This is a genomic window from Micromonospora sp. WMMC415 (genome assembly GCF_009707425.1).
Lineage (GTDB): Bacteria > Actinomycetota > Actinomycetes > Mycobacteriales > Micromonosporaceae > Micromonospora.
The window spans coordinates 5,444,341-5,461,002 of the sequence record NZ_CP046104.1 but is presented as its reverse complement, the minus strand read 5'-3'; the positions used below and the strand labels follow the sequence as shown (position 1 = coordinate 5,461,002).

Annotated in this window: 10 protein-coding genes and 1 pseudogene; 6 read left to right on the top strand and 5 right to left on the bottom strand. The window is 66.7% G+C overall.

Features of this window, described 5'->3' with window-relative positions; all coding sequences use genetic code 11:
* Window positions 1-2: 2 nt before the first annotated feature.
* Window positions 3-1,208 (bottom strand): helix-turn-helix transcriptional regulator, encoded by a 1,206-nt coding sequence (locus tag GKC29_RS25505; RefSeq protein WP_230689112.1) that lies wholly within the window; start codon window positions 1,206-1,208, stop codon window positions 3-5.
* 367 nt (window positions 1,209-1,575) lie between these two features.
* Here GKC29_RS25505 and amcA point away from each other — a divergent pair, with 367 nt between their 5' ends.
* The 6 genes from amcA to GKC29_RS25480 all read left to right on the top strand — a co-directional run bounded on the left by amcA (window position 1,576) and on the right by GKC29_RS25480 (window position 9,861).
* A complete protein-coding gene (gene amcA, locus GKC29_RS30375; protein ID WP_305070148.1) occupies window positions 1,576-1,743 on the top strand; it encodes a multiple cyclophane-containing RiPP AmcA in 168 nt (55 codons plus the stop codon).
* Window positions 1,740-2,048 carry a hypothetical protein gene (locus tag GKC29_RS25500; protein ID WP_155333230.1) on the top strand — a complete coding sequence of 103 codons (309 nt, stop codon included), beginning with the start codon at window positions 1,740-1,742 and terminating at the stop codon, window positions 2,046-2,048. Before amcA ends, GKC29_RS25500 begins: the two co-directional genes overlap by 4 nt.
* 616 nt (window positions 2,049-2,664) lie before the next feature.
* Window positions 2,665-4,278 carry a class I SAM-dependent DNA methyltransferase gene (locus tag GKC29_RS25495; protein WP_230688813.1) on the top strand — a complete coding sequence of 538 codons (1,614 nt, stop codon included), beginning with the start codon at window positions 2,665-2,667 and terminating at the stop codon, window positions 4,276-4,278.
* Window positions 4,275-5,768, top strand: coding sequence for a class I SAM-dependent DNA methyltransferase (locus tag GKC29_RS25490; protein WP_155333228.1), 1,494 nt, complete (start codon window positions 4,275-4,277; stop codon window positions 5,766-5,768). The genes GKC29_RS25495 and GKC29_RS25490 overlap by 4 nt, the downstream gene beginning before the upstream one ends.
* Window positions 5,765-6,928, top strand: a complete 1,164-nt coding sequence (locus GKC29_RS25485) for a restriction endonuclease subunit S (RefSeq protein WP_196255731.1) — start codon at window positions 5,765-5,767, stop codon at window positions 6,926-6,928. The genes GKC29_RS25490 and GKC29_RS25485 overlap by 4 nt, the downstream gene beginning before the upstream one ends.
* 2 nt (window positions 6,929-6,930) lie before the next feature.
* A complete protein-coding gene (locus GKC29_RS25480) occupies window positions 6,931-9,861 on the top strand; it encodes a type I restriction endonuclease subunit R (protein ID WP_155333226.1) in 2,931 nt (976 codons plus the stop codon).
* Window positions 9,862-9,905: 44 nt separating this feature from the next.
* Here GKC29_RS25480 and GKC29_RS25475 read toward each other — a convergent pair whose 3' ends face one another.
* The 4 genes and pseudogenes from GKC29_RS25475 to GKC29_RS25465 form a co-directional block, all read right to left on the bottom strand.
* Window positions 9,906-12,023, bottom strand: coding sequence for a zinc-ribbon domain-containing protein (locus GKC29_RS25475; protein ID WP_230688812.1), 2,118 nt, complete (start codon window positions 12,021-12,023; stop codon window positions 9,906-9,908).
* Window positions 12,024-12,053: 30 nt separating this feature from the next.
* Window positions 12,054-12,485 (bottom strand): annotated as a pseudogene (locus GKC29_RS30655) (zinc-ribbon domain-containing protein); the annotation flags it as partial.
* Between the two features lie 336 nt (window positions 12,486-12,821).
* Entirely contained in the window at window positions 12,822-14,693 is a 1,872-nt protein-coding gene (locus GKC29_RS25470; RefSeq protein WP_155333224.1) for a UvrD-helicase domain-containing protein, read from the bottom strand.
* The gene (locus tag GKC29_RS25465; protein ID WP_155333223.1) at window positions 14,690-16,510 is read right to left on the bottom strand and encodes an ATP-dependent endonuclease; all 1,821 of its coding nucleotides are present in this window, start codon (window positions 16,508-16,510) and stop codon (window positions 14,690-14,692) included. The genes GKC29_RS25470 and GKC29_RS25465 overlap by 4 nt, the downstream gene beginning before the upstream one ends.
* Window positions 16,511-16,662: the final 152 nt, after the last annotated feature.

Below are 16,662 nucleotides of genomic sequence, written 5' to 3'. Positions count from 1 at the left end.
TCCTACCCGGTCATGAGGGTGAACAGTCGGTCGTTGAGGTCCTGGACCGAGGGCAGGTCGCGCCAGGGACGCAGTTGACGGGCCGCGGCGAAGGCGAGGTTGAGGCCGCCACCGGCGCGGGTCCGCTCGATGACCTCGATGGTCTGGTGCAGGTAGGACGTGGCGGCATCGACGTCACGATGAAGGATGCTGGCCAGGGCAAGATTGCCGAGGACTACGGCGGTCGACTTGCGGCGTGCGGCGATGAGTTGCCGAGCCTCCTCCAACGCTGTCATGGCGTCGGCCGGCTTGCTCAGAGACAGCCAGCAAGACCCCGCGAGTCGCGCGAGATGGCTGGGACAGAAAAGGGCAGCGGCGGGATCCCGACGATCTACCGAGGCGAAGTGATCTTCAGCGGCGCCAAGGGCATCGAAGCAGTCCCGGGCCTGGCCGAGCATCGCGTGCGCCTCGGCACGGTGCAGCTGGGCGAGGCCCGCGACCACATGGCTGTCGTTGCGGCTTACGGCGGCGGCGCGCGCCGTCAATGCAACGCCAGCGGTCGGTTGCTTGGTACCGTACAGAGCGAGATAGCTCTTGCGCAGCAACGCGTTAGCCTCGGTAACCGCGTCGCGGGTGTCCTGTGCGGCGCGGACCGCCTGGTCGAAGTATGCGGCGCTGGCGGCGTGGTCGTGACGCTGGGAGGCGTCCCACACGAGCTGACCCATCAGCGTGGCGGACTCGGCGACGGCTGCGGCGAGTTCACGCTGAACAAAGCCGTCGCCGGCGTGCTGGCGGAGGAAGGTTGCCTGGCCGTGTAGCTGCCCCGCCTCGACGAGCAGAAGCGTCGAAGGTGTCCGGTCGTAGCGCTCGTCGAGGTGCTGCACCCGCTCCCGTAGGTAGGCAACGGTGACCAGGTCGACGCGGCGGGGGTGCCGCAGCACGTAGTTGAGACGCTCGTTGGGCGGCGACGGTGGCTGGCCGACCTCGACCAATATGTCGGCCAGCTCCTCGACCGACAGCTTGAGAGCTGCAGCCAAACGTGGTCGGTGCCACGGCTGTGGATCAGTCTCTGCCCGCTCCCACCGCACGATGGTGGAGCGGTCGACACCAAGAACTTCGGCAAGGCGTTCCTGACTCAGGCCGATCGCCTTGCGGCGCTCGGCCAGCCGATGCCGACGCTTGCCCGCGCGCCGCCCTTCTCCGCCGCTGACCATCACGAATCCATTCATCCAGCTCACGCCGTGTAGCGCAAAGAGGATGCATCAGTTCTGCGTCATCGCCGCCCTGGGAACCGCATGCCCTCCGCGATTAGGTGAAGACACGGCGGCGATCAAGCCCGACCTACCGAGCGGGGGTGCGAGGTGAGCTCCGAAGAGCTAGATCCAACTGAGACAGCTGCCGAGGACAACCTCGATCATGGCTTGCTACCGCCGCATCGCACTTCCGCTCGCTTGTGGGTGATGCCCCATCTGCGTACTGCCACGAGGGCTGCGTGGGTGGGTGACCGGCGGCCTGCTCCTAGCCGCTGTAGTGCGGCGGTGGGTTCGCCTTCCCCCGGCGAGCCCACCGTTCACCGAGTTGGAAGGGGGTGGCGGCATGACGGTGTATGTCTCGCGTAACGCGAGGGACGACCAGACCTGGCGATCCGAAACCCTGACGCATGTTCCCGCGCGGCAGCAGGCGCATCCCCCTGATCCGCCGTTGCTCACCCATGTGTGGCGTCGGCTCTTTGAGCAGCGGGCCCGGGAGGGCGATCGCCGATGACTGGAGAGCAGCGCCGCGTCTTCGGGCGCCCGATCGCGAGGGAGCCCGTGGAGCACCTGCCGCTGCGCCCGCTATGGCTGTGCCGCCGGTGCGGGCAGCCGTGGCCCTGCGGATCGGCGAAACTCGCTCTCCTCGCCGAGTACCAGGACAACCGGGTGAGCCTGTTCCTCTACCTGGCCGGATGCCTGCACGAGGCGATCGACGATCTGCACCGGCTCAATCCCGCTGAGACTGGCAGCGCCGCTGAGGTATTCGACCGGTTCCTCGGCTGGCCCGCCCGCCACAACAACTCCCACGGCGCGTGACCACGGCCGGTGCCATCGAATCGAGGAAACGTGACCTTCGGCGGCACCGGCCGCATCAACGCGATTGGCCGGCCGCAGGGGACGCCGTGTCAACCATCAACCGGCATCGGACAGCCGGCTGCCGGCGATGTGCGGCCGCTGGCGATGTCCGCTCTCCAGCGGCTCTGAATCCCGTCTCGTCACTGTGCAGGTCCTCGCCGTCAGGAGCGAGGCGGCGAGCTCACCTGCCCGCCGCGAGCGAGCAACAACCCGCCAGGGTACCTAGCGTGGGCGACGCAGCATTACAGGTGCATTGCAAAACCTGTAATGCTGCATAGGTGCGTGCCGCCCTCACAGAGCGACACAACCTGGCCGGCTGGCGGCAAATCGGCGTGGACCCGGATGGCGCCAGCCCCGTCCGGCTGAAGGTGGGCCTGCGTCCGTACGACTATCTTGATCTTGTTGGTCGACTAGATCGGCCGATGTAGAAGCCTGTCGATCATATCGATTTGCTGTGGCGCACTGATTACCCTTTGCATCGGCTGTCCGCCACTCATCCCGCTGGCGACCTGGGCTGGCAGCCAGCCCCTGCGCCCTCCATGTCCGTCATTGGCTACCGTAGGCCGGCAACGAGTGCGTGCTCGCAGGCCGCGAGGAGATGACAACAAGCATGACCTTGATCGATGCTCGCCAGGTTGACCGCTACGCGCGCGCTTCCAGGCCGACGCACGACACGCTCGCCGTTCCGATGAGCCTGCCAGAGCTGGAGCAGTATCTCGCCCGGGCCGCTGACTTGCTGCGTGGGAGCGTCGACCAGGCGGACTTCAAGGCGTACATCTTCCCGCTGATGTTCTTCAAGCGGATCAGTGACTGCTACACCGAGGAGTACGAGCGGGCGCTGGCGGAATCGGACGGCGACCACGAGTACGCGTCGCTCCCCGAGAACCATCGCTTCGGCATCCCTACCGGCAGCCTCTGGGAGGACGTGCGCGTCCGCACCGAGAACGTCGGGCACGCCCTGGTGACCGCGTTCCGGGCGATAGAGAAGATCAACCCGGACGTGCTGTACGGCATCTTCGGCAGCGCCGCCTGGACGAATAAGGACAAGCTGCCCGACGCCAAGCTGCGCGACCTCATCGAGCACTTCTCCACCAGGACGCTGAGCAACGCGGTCGTCGAGCCGGACGTATTCGGGCAGGCGTACGAATATCTCATCAAGCGGTTCGCGGACCAGTCCAACAAGAAGGCCGGCGAGTACTACACCCCGCGATCGGTGGTGCGGCTGCTCGTCGACATCCTCGACCCGCAGGAGGGTGAGACGGTCTACGACCCGGCGTGCGGCACGGGCGGCATGCTCATCGAGGTCATCGAGCACGTGAAGCGCCAGGGTGGCCGGCCGCAGACCTTCTTGGGCAAGCTCTACGGTCAGGAGAAGGTGCTCGCCACCTCCGGTCTCGCCAAGATGAACCTACTGCTGCACGGGGTCGAGGACTTCAAGATCGAGCACGAGGACACTCTGCGGTCGCCGGCCTTCTACGACGGCGCGCGCCTCACCCAGTTTGACTGCGTGATCGCCAACCCGCCGTTCTCGCTGAAGAACTGGGGGGACGTGGAATGGGCCACCGACCGGTGGGGCCGGAACCGGCTCGGGGGCGTGCCACCCAAGGGATACGCCGACTGGGCCTGGGTCCAGCACATGATCGAATCCGCGGCACCGGGGACGGGTCGGGTCGCCGTCGTACTGCCGCAGGGTGCGCTGTTCCGACAGGGCGCCGAGGGGCGCATCCGCGAGTTCGTCCTGAAGGCGGACCTGGTTGAGGCCGTGATCGGTCTCGCGCCGAACCTCTTCTACGGCACCGGCCTGGCCGCGTGCGTGCTGATCCTGCGCCGACGCAAGGCCGACGACCGCAAGGGCAGGGTGCTGTTCGTCAACGGCGAGACGCTGTTCAAGCGCGGCCGTAACCAGAACATTCTTGAAACCGAGCACGCCGACACCCTGCTGCGGACCGTCCAGGCGTTCGCCGACGCGCCCGGCCTGTCGGCGGTCGCCACGCTCGACGACATCAGGGCCAACGATTTCAACCTCAACATTCCGCTGTACGTCGCACCCGCCGACGACGGCGAACAACGCACGCTGGAGCAGGCCCTGACCGACCTCGAAGCGGCTCACGCCGCCGCCCGCGAGACCCGCGCCGCGTTGGAAGCCGAACTGGCCAAGTGGGGTCTTGGCCCGAGCCAGGTGACGGCGTGAGCGTCCGCATCACCCAGCGCGAACTGGAGTCCTACCTGTGGGTCGCGGCCGTCGTGCTGCGCGGTCTCATCGACGCCGGCGACTACAAGCAATACATCTTCCCGCTGGTCTTCCTCAAGCGACTCTCCGATGTCTACGACGAGGAACGCGCCGCGGCGCTAGCCATTTACGGTGACGACGAGCTGGCCGAGCTGCCGGAGAATCACCGCTTCGCCATCCCCGACGGCGCCCACTGGCAGGACATCCGCGAGGTCAGCACCGACGTCGGTACGGCGATCCTCGCTGCCATGCGGGCCATCGAGTCGGCCAACCCTGACACCCTGACCGGCGTGTTCGGTGACGGCGACTGGGGCAACAAGAATCTGCTGCCCGATCGGACCCTCAAGGAACTCATCGAGCATTTTTCTGCCAAGACGCTCTCGGTGGCGAACCTGCCCGAGGACGAACTCGGCCAGGGGTACGAGTACCTGATCAAGAAGTTCGCCGACGATTCCGGCCACACCGCCCAGGAGTTCTACACCAACCGCACCCTCGTGCACCTGATGACGATGATGCTCAAGCCCGAGCCAGGGGAGTCGGTCTACGACCCGACGTGCGGCACCGGGGGGATGCTCATCTCCACGGCCGCCGAGCTGCGCCGGCAGGGCAAGGAGTGGCGCAACCTGCGCCTCCACGGGCAGGAACTGAACTACGGAACCTCGGCCATCGCGCGGATGAACCTGTTCCTGCACGGCATCGCCGACGGCCGCATCGCGCACGGCGACACACTCATCAAGCCCGCCTTCCTCGACGGCGCCCGGCTGCGCACCTTCGACGTGGTGCTCGCCAACCCGCCGTACTCGATCAAGGCGTGGAACCGTGCCGCGTTCATCAATGACCCGTACGGCCGCAACATGTGGGGAGTCCCGCCGCAGAATGCCGCCGACTACGCGTTCCTGCAACACATCGCCAAAAGCCTCGATCCGGTGTCAGGCAGGGCGGCGGTTCTGCTGCCACACGGCGTCCTGACCCGCGTATCTGAGGCCGCAGTCCGTCAGGCGATGGTTCGCTCGGATCTCGTCGAGGCGGTGATCGGCCTGGCACCGGGCCTGTTCTACAACTCGGCGATGGAGGCGGTCGTGCTCGTCCTCCGATCCCGCAAGCCCGTTGAGCGGCGCGGTCGCGTCTTGTTCATCAACGCTGTGCGCGAGTTCGCCCGAGTGCAGGCGCAGTCCTTGCTCGATGATCGGCACCAGCAGCGAATCCTCGCCTCCTATCGAGGGTCGGAGGAAGAGCAAGGCTTCGCGGCCGTCGCAACCATCGAGCAGATCGCCGACAACAACTACAACCTCGCTATTCCGCTATACGTCAAACCGCTGCGCAGTGGACAGGGAGCAACCACCAGCGATCACATCGATGTCACGGTCGCCGCTTGGCGCGAGGCCGCCGCAGCGGCCGACACCGCCATCGACGACGTGTTGGCGCTCCTGCGGCAGGAGGTGACCCGGTGAGTCTCAACCTCGACAAGAGCACCTGGAAACGGGTACGGCTGGGCGAAGTGATCCGCCGCTCACGTAGGCAGGTCGATCCGGTGAGTAGTGGTGTGGATCGGTACGTCGCTGGCGGCCACGTCGACAGCCAAGGCGTGACAATCGAGCGCTGGGGCCAGGTGGGCGATGGTCAGATGGGCTCCACCTTCCGGTACGTCTTCCAGCCGGGACAGGTGCTCTTCGTATCGGCACGGCCGTACCTGCGCAAGGTTGGGGTGCCTGACTTCTCTGGCGTCGTCGCTGACAAGACCTACGTGCTGGACGCGATCCCCGAGAATGGGCTGCTTCAGGAGTTCCTGCCCTTTCTGCTTTCGTCGGAGGCGTTCGTCGAGTACGGAACCGCCGAAGCGACCGGATCCATGAACCCCCGGTTGCTGTGGGGCCCAATGCAGCGTTACGAGTTCGACTTGCCGCCACTGGACGAGCAGAAGCGCCTTGCCGATCTCCTTTGGGCTGTTGAGCGTCATCGACAGGCGCTTGTAGCTCGCTCCGAGGCACTAGGCACCGTTCCTGCAAGGTTGCTCGATGAGGTTCTGGCGTCTGTAGGCCGCCTTCGCCCGTTGTCCGGGCTGGTTGCCGCGATCGTGGACTGCGCCCACAAGACAGCGCCCACCGGTGAAGGGGGGTCCGCGAGAGTAATTGGAACGCGGGACATACGCAATGGAAAGATCTTGGTTGAGTCGGCGCGTCCGGTGTCTGAGGCAACTTTCCTCGCTTGGACCGAAAGGGCGGTACCACAGCCCGGTGATTTGATCTTTGCGCGCGAAGCTCCCGTTGGGGAAGTGGGAATCGTGTCCGAGGGGCAAAGGCTATGTTTAGGGCAACGGACTGTGCTCATTCGACCGCGTGATGCGTCTGACAGCTTCTTGTTGTGGGTCGTGCTGCGGTCGTCCGGCGTTCAGTCGGTCATCACGTCGAAGGCGGCAGGGTCAACGGTCCCGCACCTCAACGTGGGGGACATCCGAAACTTGGAAGTCCCGTGGCCGGAGGATGAAATTGCATCAGGGAGAGTGCGGGACTTAGCCCTATGCGGGCAAGCGGCGAGCGATGCCGCAGCATATGAGATTGCCTGTATCGATAGTCACATGAGAGCCTTGTCGGCGACAATATTCGGAGGCTAGGCATGACCTTCGACGAGGGCAATACCGTTCGGGACTTTGTGCGAGATATCGTTGCGTCGCCTGACATCCAGTTCGTGCCCGGTAAGCAGTTGCCGCGCCGGGAGGACGAGGTGCTGCTGGAGGGGTCGGTCAAGGAGGCCCTAATCCGGTTGAACCCGGCCATCGAGGCAAACCCGCGGCTGGCCGACGAGGTCATCTACCACCTGCGGGCGGTCGTCCTGTCCGCTCGGCGTACGCCGAATCCGGTAGTGGCGAACGAGCAGTTCGCCGCGTGGCTGAGCGGGCAGAAGTCGATGCCGTTGGGCCCGGCCGGAGAGCACGTCACCATCCGGCTCATCGACTTCGACAATCCCGAGCCGAGCGCCAACCAATGGATGGTTTCCACGGAGGTGACGTATCGAGTCGGGCGGGTCGAGCGGCGCTTCGACCTGGTGCTGTGGTGCAACGGTTTCCCGCTGGTCGTCGGCGAGGCAAAGTCGCCGGTCCGCCCCGCGTACTCCTGGATCGACGCAGCTGCGCAGATCAACGAGGATTACGAGGTCAACGTACCGGCGTTCTTCGTTCCCAACGTGTTCAGCTTCGCCACCGAAGGCAAGGACTTCCGGTACGGCTCGGTCGGCATGCCGGTCGGCCTGTGGGGCCCGTGGTGGGAAGAGGCAGACGACGACGCCCGGGCGCGGACCGGCTTGGCGGTGGTGCGCGACGCCGTCGAGGGCGTGCTGTCACCGGCGGCGGTGCTGGACTTCCTGCGGTTCTTCACGGTGTTCGCCACCGACAAGAAGCACCGCAAGATCAAGATCATCGCTCGCTTCCAGCAGTTCCAGGCGACGAACCTCATCGTGGAACGGGTGCTGCACGGCCGGATCAAGCAGGGCCTGATCTGGCACTTCCAGGGTTCGGGCAAGTCGCTGCTCATGGTCTTCACCGCGCAGAAGCTGCGCGCTACGGCCGGTCTGACGAACCCCACGGTGATCATCGTGGTCGACCGGATCGACCTGGACACACAGATCACCGGCACGTTCAGCGCCTCGGACGTGCCGAACCTCGTCTCGACTGACAGCCGCAGGGAGCTACAAGCTCTTCTCACGGCGGGCGCTCGGAAGGTCATCATCACCACCGTGCACAAGTTCGGCGAGGCGCCGGGGGTGCTGGACCACCGCGACAACATCATCGTCATGGTCGACGAGGCCCACCGTTCGCAGGAAGGTGACTACGGGCGCAAGATGCGCGAGGCCCTGCCGAACGCGTTCCTCTTCGGCCTGACCGGCACCCCGATCAACCGGCGGGACCGCAACACCTTCATGTGGTTTGGGTCGACAACGGATGAAGGCGGCTATCTCTCGCGGTACTCGTTCCAGGATTCGATCCGCGACGGGGCGACGCTGCCGCTGCACTTCGAGCCGCGCCTGTCGGAAATCCACCTTGACGAGGCCGCGATCGATGCGGCGTTCGCCGAGTTGGCCGAGCAGCACCGACTCACCGAGGCAGACAAGAGCACGCTGTCGAAGCGGGCCGCATCGCTCGAGGTGTTGATCAAGGCGGACGAGCGGGTCCGCCGGATCGCGGCCGACATCGCCGAACACTTCCGGACCAAGGTCGAGCCACAGGGGCTCAAGGCGCAGGTGGTCGTCTACGACAAGGCGACCTGCGTCGCCTACAAGGCGGAGTTCGACGAGATCCTCGGTCCCGACGCCTCCACGGTCGTCATGAGCCGCACCGCTCGCGACCCGGAGGAATGGACGGAGTACACCCCCGACCGGGACGAGTTGGAGCGCATCACTGCCCGATTCAACGACCCGGCCGACCCGCTGAAGATCATCATCGTGACGGCGAAGCTCCTCACCGGGTTCGACGCGCCGATCCTCTACGCGCAGTATCTCGACAAGCCGCTCAAGGAGCACAACCTGCTCCAGGCGATCACCCGCACCAACCGGGTCTACCCACCGAACAAGACGCACGGGCTGATCGTCGACTACCTGGGCATCTTCGACGACGTCGCCAAGGCGTTTGCGTTCGACGAGAAGAGCGTCCAGCAGGTGATCAGCAACATCGCCGTACTGCGAAATCAGCTCGGTCCGGCCATCCAGGCCGCGCTGGCGTTCTTTCCCGGCGTCGACCGCACCGTGGGCGGCTACGAGGGGCTCATCGCCGCACAGACCGCGATCAGCAGCGACGAGGCCCGCGACGCCTTCGGCGCATCCTTCAGTGTCGTCGCCCAACTCTGGGAAACCCTCAGCCCGGACCCGATCCTCTCCACCTACGCGGCCGACTACCGGTGGTTGACCGATGTGTATGAGTCGGTGCGGCCGTCGGACATTGCCGGTCGGCTCGTGTGGCACACCCTCGGTGCCAAAACGTTGGAACTTATCAACGAACACGTCACCGTCGAGGTGCCCCGTAGCGATCTTGACATGATCGTCCTGGACGCCCAGGTGATCGAAGACCTCATGACGGGCCGGCGGAAGGACGTCGACCCGGTCGAGGTCGAAAAGTGGATTACCGCCCGTATCGCCAAGCACATCGGTAATCCTGTCTTCATAGAACTCGGCAAGCGGCTCACCGCTCTGCGGGAGAAGTACGCCCACTCCCAGCAGGCCAGCCTGGACTTCCTCAAGGAGCTGTTCGCCCTCGCCCGGGACACCGTGGCCGCAGAGAAGGCCGCCGCCGAGGTGCCCCGCGAGGACCAAGGCAAGGCGGCGCTCACCGAGCTGTTCCAGTCCCTAAAGGGCAACGGCACCCCGATCATCGCCGAGAAGATCGTCGACGAGGTCGACGAAGTCGTTCGGGCGGTGCGGTTCACAGGCTGGCAGGACACCCGGGAGGGCGACCGACTGGTCCAGCAGTCCCTCCGCAAGACGCTCTGGACCAAGTTCAAGATCCGCGACAACGACGTTTACGAGCGTGCCCTCGGCTATATCCGCGAGTACTACTAACGCTGCCTGCTCGGCACAGGCGAAGGCCGCAAGGACGGCCGATGCTACGCACCGCTACCAGTCCTGGCGCCAGCATCTTCACATGCCTGATCTTCGCCCAGTAACCGCGCGATTTCGCGGAACGCGTCGTCGAGCGAGTCGATGGGAAGCTCGCCGTACTCCCACGCCTCGGTGTACCCGTCCTGCCGATCGACCACGAGCGACGATCGGGTGCGGCGCAGCCCACGGCTGAGGAGACCGCGGAGGAACGCTTGCTCCAGCTCGTATGCGCGCCCGCCGTCCATCTCGTCGCTGATCTCAATCAGCATCCAGCCGAACCGGCGCAGCTTCTTCAGCCGTGCCGCCGGTACATTCGTGATCCCAATCTTCCGCTGCTCCTGCCCTTCGTAGGTACGGCCAAGCAGGTACAGATACGCGGGCAGGGTCGGGCGGAACCCCGTGACGGCGCACGTGGGACATCCATGTCCGGTCCCGGCTGTCCGATTCGCCACTGACGTTGTCCAGAGGTGGGCTGGGTCGGTGCGGCATCGCCAGGTGAAGCGCCTGTGGGTGCCGGCGAGGATCTGATCAGGGGTACAGCCACCGTTGAGGGCTGGGTCGAGCTCGGCGGCGACCTCGGGGAACCGGGCGGCGAGCGAGTTGCTGCGTGACAGGCGCATGCCCGCGCAGCAGGGGCAGCCCAATCCGTTCGTCGTGCGGGAGTACACCTTGGCGGGCCAGATGTGGTCGGATCCCGCTGGGCACCGCCAGACGAGTGTACGGTCACTGCGGCTGACCACCTTGTCGGCGGTGAGCCCGTCGTTAAGGGCGGGATCGAGTTGGGCGGCGACCCCTGGGTAGAGGTTCGCGAGCGAGTTCGTGACCGACACCTGCCAGCCGGCGCAGGCCGGACAGCCGGTGCGGGCGGATGTTCGTTTGTCTACCGACACCCTCCACTCGTGATCGGGGCCCTCGGGGCACTTCCACCACACCGCCTCACCGCTCCCGGCGACGATCTGGTCGGGGGTTCGGTCCCCGTTCCTGGTGGGATGCCACTGGGCCGCGATCTCTGGTTGTCGGGCCTGGAGGGAGTTCGTCACCGATAGACGCAGTCCGGCGCAGCATGGGCATCCGGCACCGGCGACAGTCCGGGTTCGGATGATCGTCTCCCACTCGTGGTCGAAGCCTTCGCGGCAGATCCACCAGGCACGGTCGACGCTGCTCGTGCCGATCACATCGGCCGGGGTGCGGGTGCCGTTCCTGGTGGGGTGCCACTGCGCGGCGATTTCTGGGTATCGGGTCGCGAGCGAGTTTGTCTTCGACAGCTGCCGTCCACCGCAGGCCGGGCAGCCGGCGTCTCGGGCGGTGCGGCCGCACACCGGGGTCGACCAAACATGGTCGGTACCGGCGTCGCACCGCCAGACGGCTGGTGTCGCACTGCCAGCAACGATTTGATCGGCGGTGAGACCATCGTTCAGCGCCGGATCGAACTGCGCCGCGATCTCCGGAAACCGAGCGGCGAGGGAGTTCGTTGGGGACACCTTCTTGTTGGCGCAGTACGGGCAGCCGGTCCGGCCGCGGGTGCGGGATTTGGGGCTGGCCGGCCAGTCGTGGCCAGGGTCGACCGCGCACTGCCACCACACGAGCTTGTTGCTCTGCGCGGTCACCTGATCAGGCCGAAGCGGCCCGTTCCGGTCGGGGTGCCACTGCGCTGCGACAGCCGGAAACAGCGCGGCAAGAGAATTCGTGGACGACACCTGATTGCTCGCGCATGCCGGGCAGCCGGTCTTGTCGAAGGTGCGGCTGTTCGGCGAGACCCGCCAAGTGTGGTCCGGCCCCTTGTCGCAGATCCACCACAGCGGTTTGTTGCTGCCTGCAATCACCTGGTCGGCGGTGATCCCGCCGTTGCGGGCCGGGTCCAGCTGCGCGGCGACCTCAGGGAACAGGGCGGCGAGGGAGTTGGTGAATGACACCTTCTGGTTCGCGCAGCACGGGCAATTGGTGCCCATGGTGGTGCGCTGCACGATCCGCACCTGCCACTCATGGTCCGGCGCCCTGTCGCACAGCCACCACACCACTGTGCCGCTGCCGAACACAACGGCGCCGGGAGTCAGCCCACCGTTCTTGGTAAGATGCCACTGCGCGGCAACATCTGGGTAGCGGGCCGCGAGCGAATTCGTCACGGACACCCTCTTGTTGGCGCAGAAGGGGCAGCCGTTCCCGCCAGTCGTACGCGAAGCGATCTGCGCCTGCCACTCGTGATCAGGTCCCAAGTCGCACCACCACCAAGCGGTCCGATTGCTGCCGGACACGACGGTGTCGGGGGTTAGGTCGCGGTTCTTGGTGGGATGCCACTGCGCGGCAACGGCTGGGTACCGGGCCGCGAGGGAGTTCGTCACCGATACTCGTTGGCTGGCGCAGAACGGGCATCGTGCACCTGGCCGTGTCATGTTTCCTACGACGGCCTGCCACTCGTGGTCAGGTCCTTCGGGACACCTCCACCACAGCTTTCGTCCGTTCCCGGCTGACAGGGTTGTCAAGTCAAGTGCGGGATTGAGGTCCGGGTGAACCATCGCAACCAGCTGCGGGTACCCGTCCCGCAGAGTTAGGCCGCGCCGCGCCGGCGCCGCCCGGAGGGCCGGCACCGATCGTGTTTCGGAGCCGGCGGGCTGGGCAGTGCTGGCAGGGCCCAGCTCGGCATCCTCGCCCGAGCCGACGGCTTCTCTTTCCGTGGTTGGCACAGCCGAAAGGGTAGTCGCGTGGTGGGACACTTCCGTTCTCGCTGGTTCTGCGACAACCCAGCGGACGCTACGCCCACCGCGACCCGGAGAGTGGCGTCGCGCACCGCGGGTGATGTTCGGGACTGTCTGAAGATTGGACAGTCTCGTACACCTCCCCCTGCGTATGGAAGCGCCTGCGCTGCGGGTGGCTGGTGTGGGCGCCAGTATTGATGAAGACGATGCGTTGAGTGATAACGACCATCAGGTAGTCACGTTCGTAGGTACCTTGAGAGTCCTGAGGTGCTGGGCTGTCGCGGCGATGTGTCGGGCGGGGAGAGCGATCGCGGCGAGTCGGCGGGCGCGGGTGACAGCGACGTAGAGCACGCGAAGGGCTTCGGCGGTCTCGTGCACGGCGGGAGCCGGGCCGGCGGGCGCGGGGACCGCGCCGGCCGTCCATGCCGTGAGCAGGTGGGCGGTGCGCTCGTCGTCGGGGAGGAGCATCAGGACAGCGTCGGCCTCTTCGCCTTTCACTTGGTGCACGGTGTCGGCGCGGACTGCATGCCTACTAATCGACATCGTGGGCACGCCGGCGAGCGATGCTGCGCTCTTGGTGCCCTTGCCTTGCGGACAGGTAAGTGTCTTGCCCGAGGGCGGACCGCTGCCTGACAGGGGGTGCAGCGTGTTGAGAACTCGGCGGGCGGCGGCGCACCATTCGGCGGCGGGCAGAGCGAGGTCGGGTAGCTCATCGAGCGCGCGGGCGGCGAGGCGGCGCAGGTGGTGCGGATCGATGCCGTAGGCGCTGCGGAGGTCGGTGGCCGCGGTGGTATCGGCGTCGGGCATCCAGTAGCGCAGCAGCCCGGCCTGAAGGATCCGTTCGGCCAGGGCCCGGCTGCGTTGGTCCGGCGCTGTCTGACGGAGCATCGCGACCGCCCACGCCAGGGCGCTGGTGGGGTTGGCTGGTGGCCGTCGGGGATCGGCGCCGGCCCCGGGCAGCGTCGCGGCGGCGTGGGCGAGGACGAGGCGCTTGGTTGGAGGGATGCCGGCCCGGGTGGCGATGTCGTCGAAGGTCGACAGCTCCATTCCGCCGTCAAAGGGAATGAGGTGGATGGGCAGCTCGACGTCGTGGTGGTCGGCGAGAGGGCTGTCTGGGGTTCGCCGGCGTGGGGTGGTGCGCATGGTCGCGGCAAGGCGGCACACCGCGGTGGAGGAGCGCCAGTTGCCGGTCAGCTCGACCGTCTCCATTTGATCCAGTAGGCGGTTGATCGCGGGCGGACCGGGGTTACGGAAACCATAGATGGCCTGGTCCGGGTCAGCGATGACGAGGGTGGGAAGGCCCAACTCTTGGATGGCCAGTAGCAGGTTCACGTCGATGGCGGAGCAGTCCTGGGCTTCGTCGACGATGAGTTCACTGAAGCGGGCGGGAAGGGTCTGTTTGAGGAGACGTGCGTGGTTGGCCAGGTTGCGGTCGGCTGCGCGGCGGGTTTCTTCGCCGGTGAACAGCCGGTAGTCGTTGGCCAGTCGGGTGCGCTGCTGCTCCGCCAGGCGGCACACGGCTGTGATCTGCTCGTCGCTGAGATGCCGACGGCCGCCCTCGCTGCGGGCGCGGCCGGTCAGGGTCGCGACCGGTGCGGCGAACTTGCCTGGATAGCGGAACTGAAAGTCTGCGAGGTCGAAGGTGTGCCGTTGGCGGGGCTCGGCGGGGTCGGGCAGGTAGTCGATCTGGCGCAGTTGGCGTGGCGCATCGCGCCAGCTTTCCAGCCGTCGGAACGGTCGGTGGTTGGCGGCGTCGGGAGCCGGTAAGAACGGCCGCACGAGGAAGCGCCAGAAGAACCCGTCCAAGGTCATGATCGCGTGGGGGTGCTGCAGGAGGTCGGGACGGCCGAGCTCGTGAGCGCGGCTCCGGATCTGCGCCGCGGCGACCTTGGTGAAGGAGGTAATGGCGCGTCCGATCGGCTGGTTGCGTGGTGTTGCGCAGTGCCGGTTGACGATGGTTCGGGTCTTTCCCGCGCCGGGGCAGGCCACGACTGCGCGGGGGGCGGTGGCGGTCACGACCGCGTCCTGCTGGGCCGCGGCTATCTCCCGCTGCCGGTGCAGGTCGGCGATGCTGGAGAGGGCGGTCGAGGGTGTTGTCATGCCAGTGGTGCCACCAGCCAGGTCAGGGCCTCGCGGATGTAGGCCGGTACATGCAGCCGGTGGCCGCCGCCGCTAGTGTGATCGAGAAAGTCCTGCGCGAAGTCGCCCTTGCGCAGGCGTGTCTTCTTCATAGCGGAGATGAGGATGCGGGCCCGCTCGTCGGCGTCGGCGGCCTCGACGCGTGCCTTCAGCCGGGGTCCCGCAGTGGGGCGCTGCGCCGACCACGCCGGCCAGAAGGCGGCGTTGCTTGCCTCGAGCAGCTCCGGTTCTAGAGTGCTGGGCGAAGCGAACACGGCTGCGGTGTCGGTGGCGCCCAGACTATGGATCAGCCGGCGAAGGGCACCGACGGGGTCGTGACGCTTGCCGGGGTCAGTGTCGGTCAGCACCGCGACCCGGTTTGCGATGCGACCCGACGGTGTCATGGTCAGCAGCATGCGCAGGTAGGGGCCGAAGTCAACCCCGTCGATCGCGATGATGGTCGAGCCGACGAAGCTGGTCCATTCCCGGCCGGTGAACAGGGTGCGAGCCATCGCGGGCAGCAGGATCGCTTCGGCGATTCCCTCGACCAGGATGGTGCGCGGGCCGAACAGCATGCTGCTGCGGGTGGCATCGAGGTAGCGGTTGACCCGTGCCCGATCGGCGGCGACCAGGCCGAGCTCGGCGACCGCCACCGCGCAGGCGGTGAACTTCACGGGCGCCGCAGGGGCGGGTGGGTCGCTGGTGAGCTTCGGCGGCGCGGTGACGGGACGACGCTGGAGCACGACAATGTCATCGACGTCCGTGTGGGCGGCCAGCAGCGGCGCGTGCGTGGTCACCACGACTTGGATGCGACCCAGCCATCCGTTGTCACTTGCGCCCTGGGAGTCTCGCGCGGTGCGCGCGAGATAGTCCAGCAGCACGGCCTGTAGCTGGGGATGCAGGTGCGCCTCGGGCTCCTCCACCAGCAGGAGCGTGAGATCAGCCTGGGCAGCGGCGTGCAGGTGGGTCAGGACGGTCGCGATGTAGGCGAGGTTGGCGTAGCCCATGCCGGATTCAGCGAGGTCGCGCGGCTCCACCCCCGCGTCCGCCATCCGCATCCGCAACCCACGGACCAAGCTGGTGAGGTCGGCGCGACCATAGCCCAGGTCGGTGATGTGTTCGTGCGCGCCGCTGGTCAGCTCGGTCAAGGGCTCGTTGACCTTCTGCGACGCGCGCAGCAGCACAGGATTGAGCTCGATGCGGCGCAGGTGCTCACCGACCTCACTCTGGAAACGCGCCCGGTCGTGACGGTCGCCGGCCTCGTCGACGAAGGCGTCGTCGGCGAGCAGCCGCTCGACGATCGCCCGGATCCGGGAGTTGCCGGCCGGGCCCAGTTCCCGTGCAGCGTCGCGCAGTGGAGGAAGGTACACGTGCCGGAGCCGACTACGGGCCCCCGGGTCGGGGTCGTCGGCGACCGCACCGCTGCCGGCGGTCCAGCTCATCCGACCACGGGTCTCCGCCACGCCAGGGGGTTCATAGGTCAGCGCATAGCGTGCTGACGCCTCGTGCTGCGCCGACGGAATGAAGGCGTCGCTGTACGGCGCCAGTTCGGAGGCCGTGCCACGCAGGGTCATCCGCAACGTGAAGCTCGAGTGGTCGCCAGTGCGGCAGACGTCATCGCCGTCAGCCCACAACGACCGCCGGCCATCCAAGGGCTCGGTGAGCATGCGCAACGCGTCGGTCGTCCCCGACTTGCCGGCACTGTTTTCGCCCAAAAGCACCGTCACGCCGCACCGTAGCGGGATCCGGGCGTCAGCAAACGCGCGGAACCCGAACATCTCCAGCTCGGCCAAGTGCACCGCGACCTCCCTTGCCGCGCAGTGTACGCAGGCTGGCAGCTTTCGATGGTGTCGTCACCCTGCGCAGCACCTATGACGGTAGGGCCATGGCCGCAGCGAGGTGCGTCTACGTGTCTCGACGTGCGCCAGGTCGTCGAATTGGCCCAGGGCCG

Excerpts from the sequence above, each read along its gene's own strand:
- GKC29_RS25505 (WP_230689112.1), bottom strand. The coding sequence starts at position 1,208 with ATGAATGGATTCGTGATGGTCAGCGGCGGAGAAGGGCGGCGCGCGGGC.
- amcA (WP_305070148.1), top strand. The coding sequence starts at position 1,576 with ATGACGGTGTATGTCTCGCGTAACGCGAGGGACGACCAGACCTGGCGA.
- GKC29_RS25500 (WP_155333230.1), top strand. The coding sequence starts at position 1,740 with ATGACTGGAGAGCAGCGCCGCGTCTTCGGGCGCCCGATCGCGAGGGAG.
- GKC29_RS25480 (WP_155333226.1), top strand. The coding sequence starts at position 6,931 with ATGACCTTCGACGAGGGCAATACCGTTCGGGACTTTGTGCGAGATATC.
- GKC29_RS25470 (WP_155333224.1), bottom strand. The coding sequence starts at position 14,693 with ATGACAACACCCTCGACCGCCCTCTCCAGCATCGCCGACCTGCACCGG.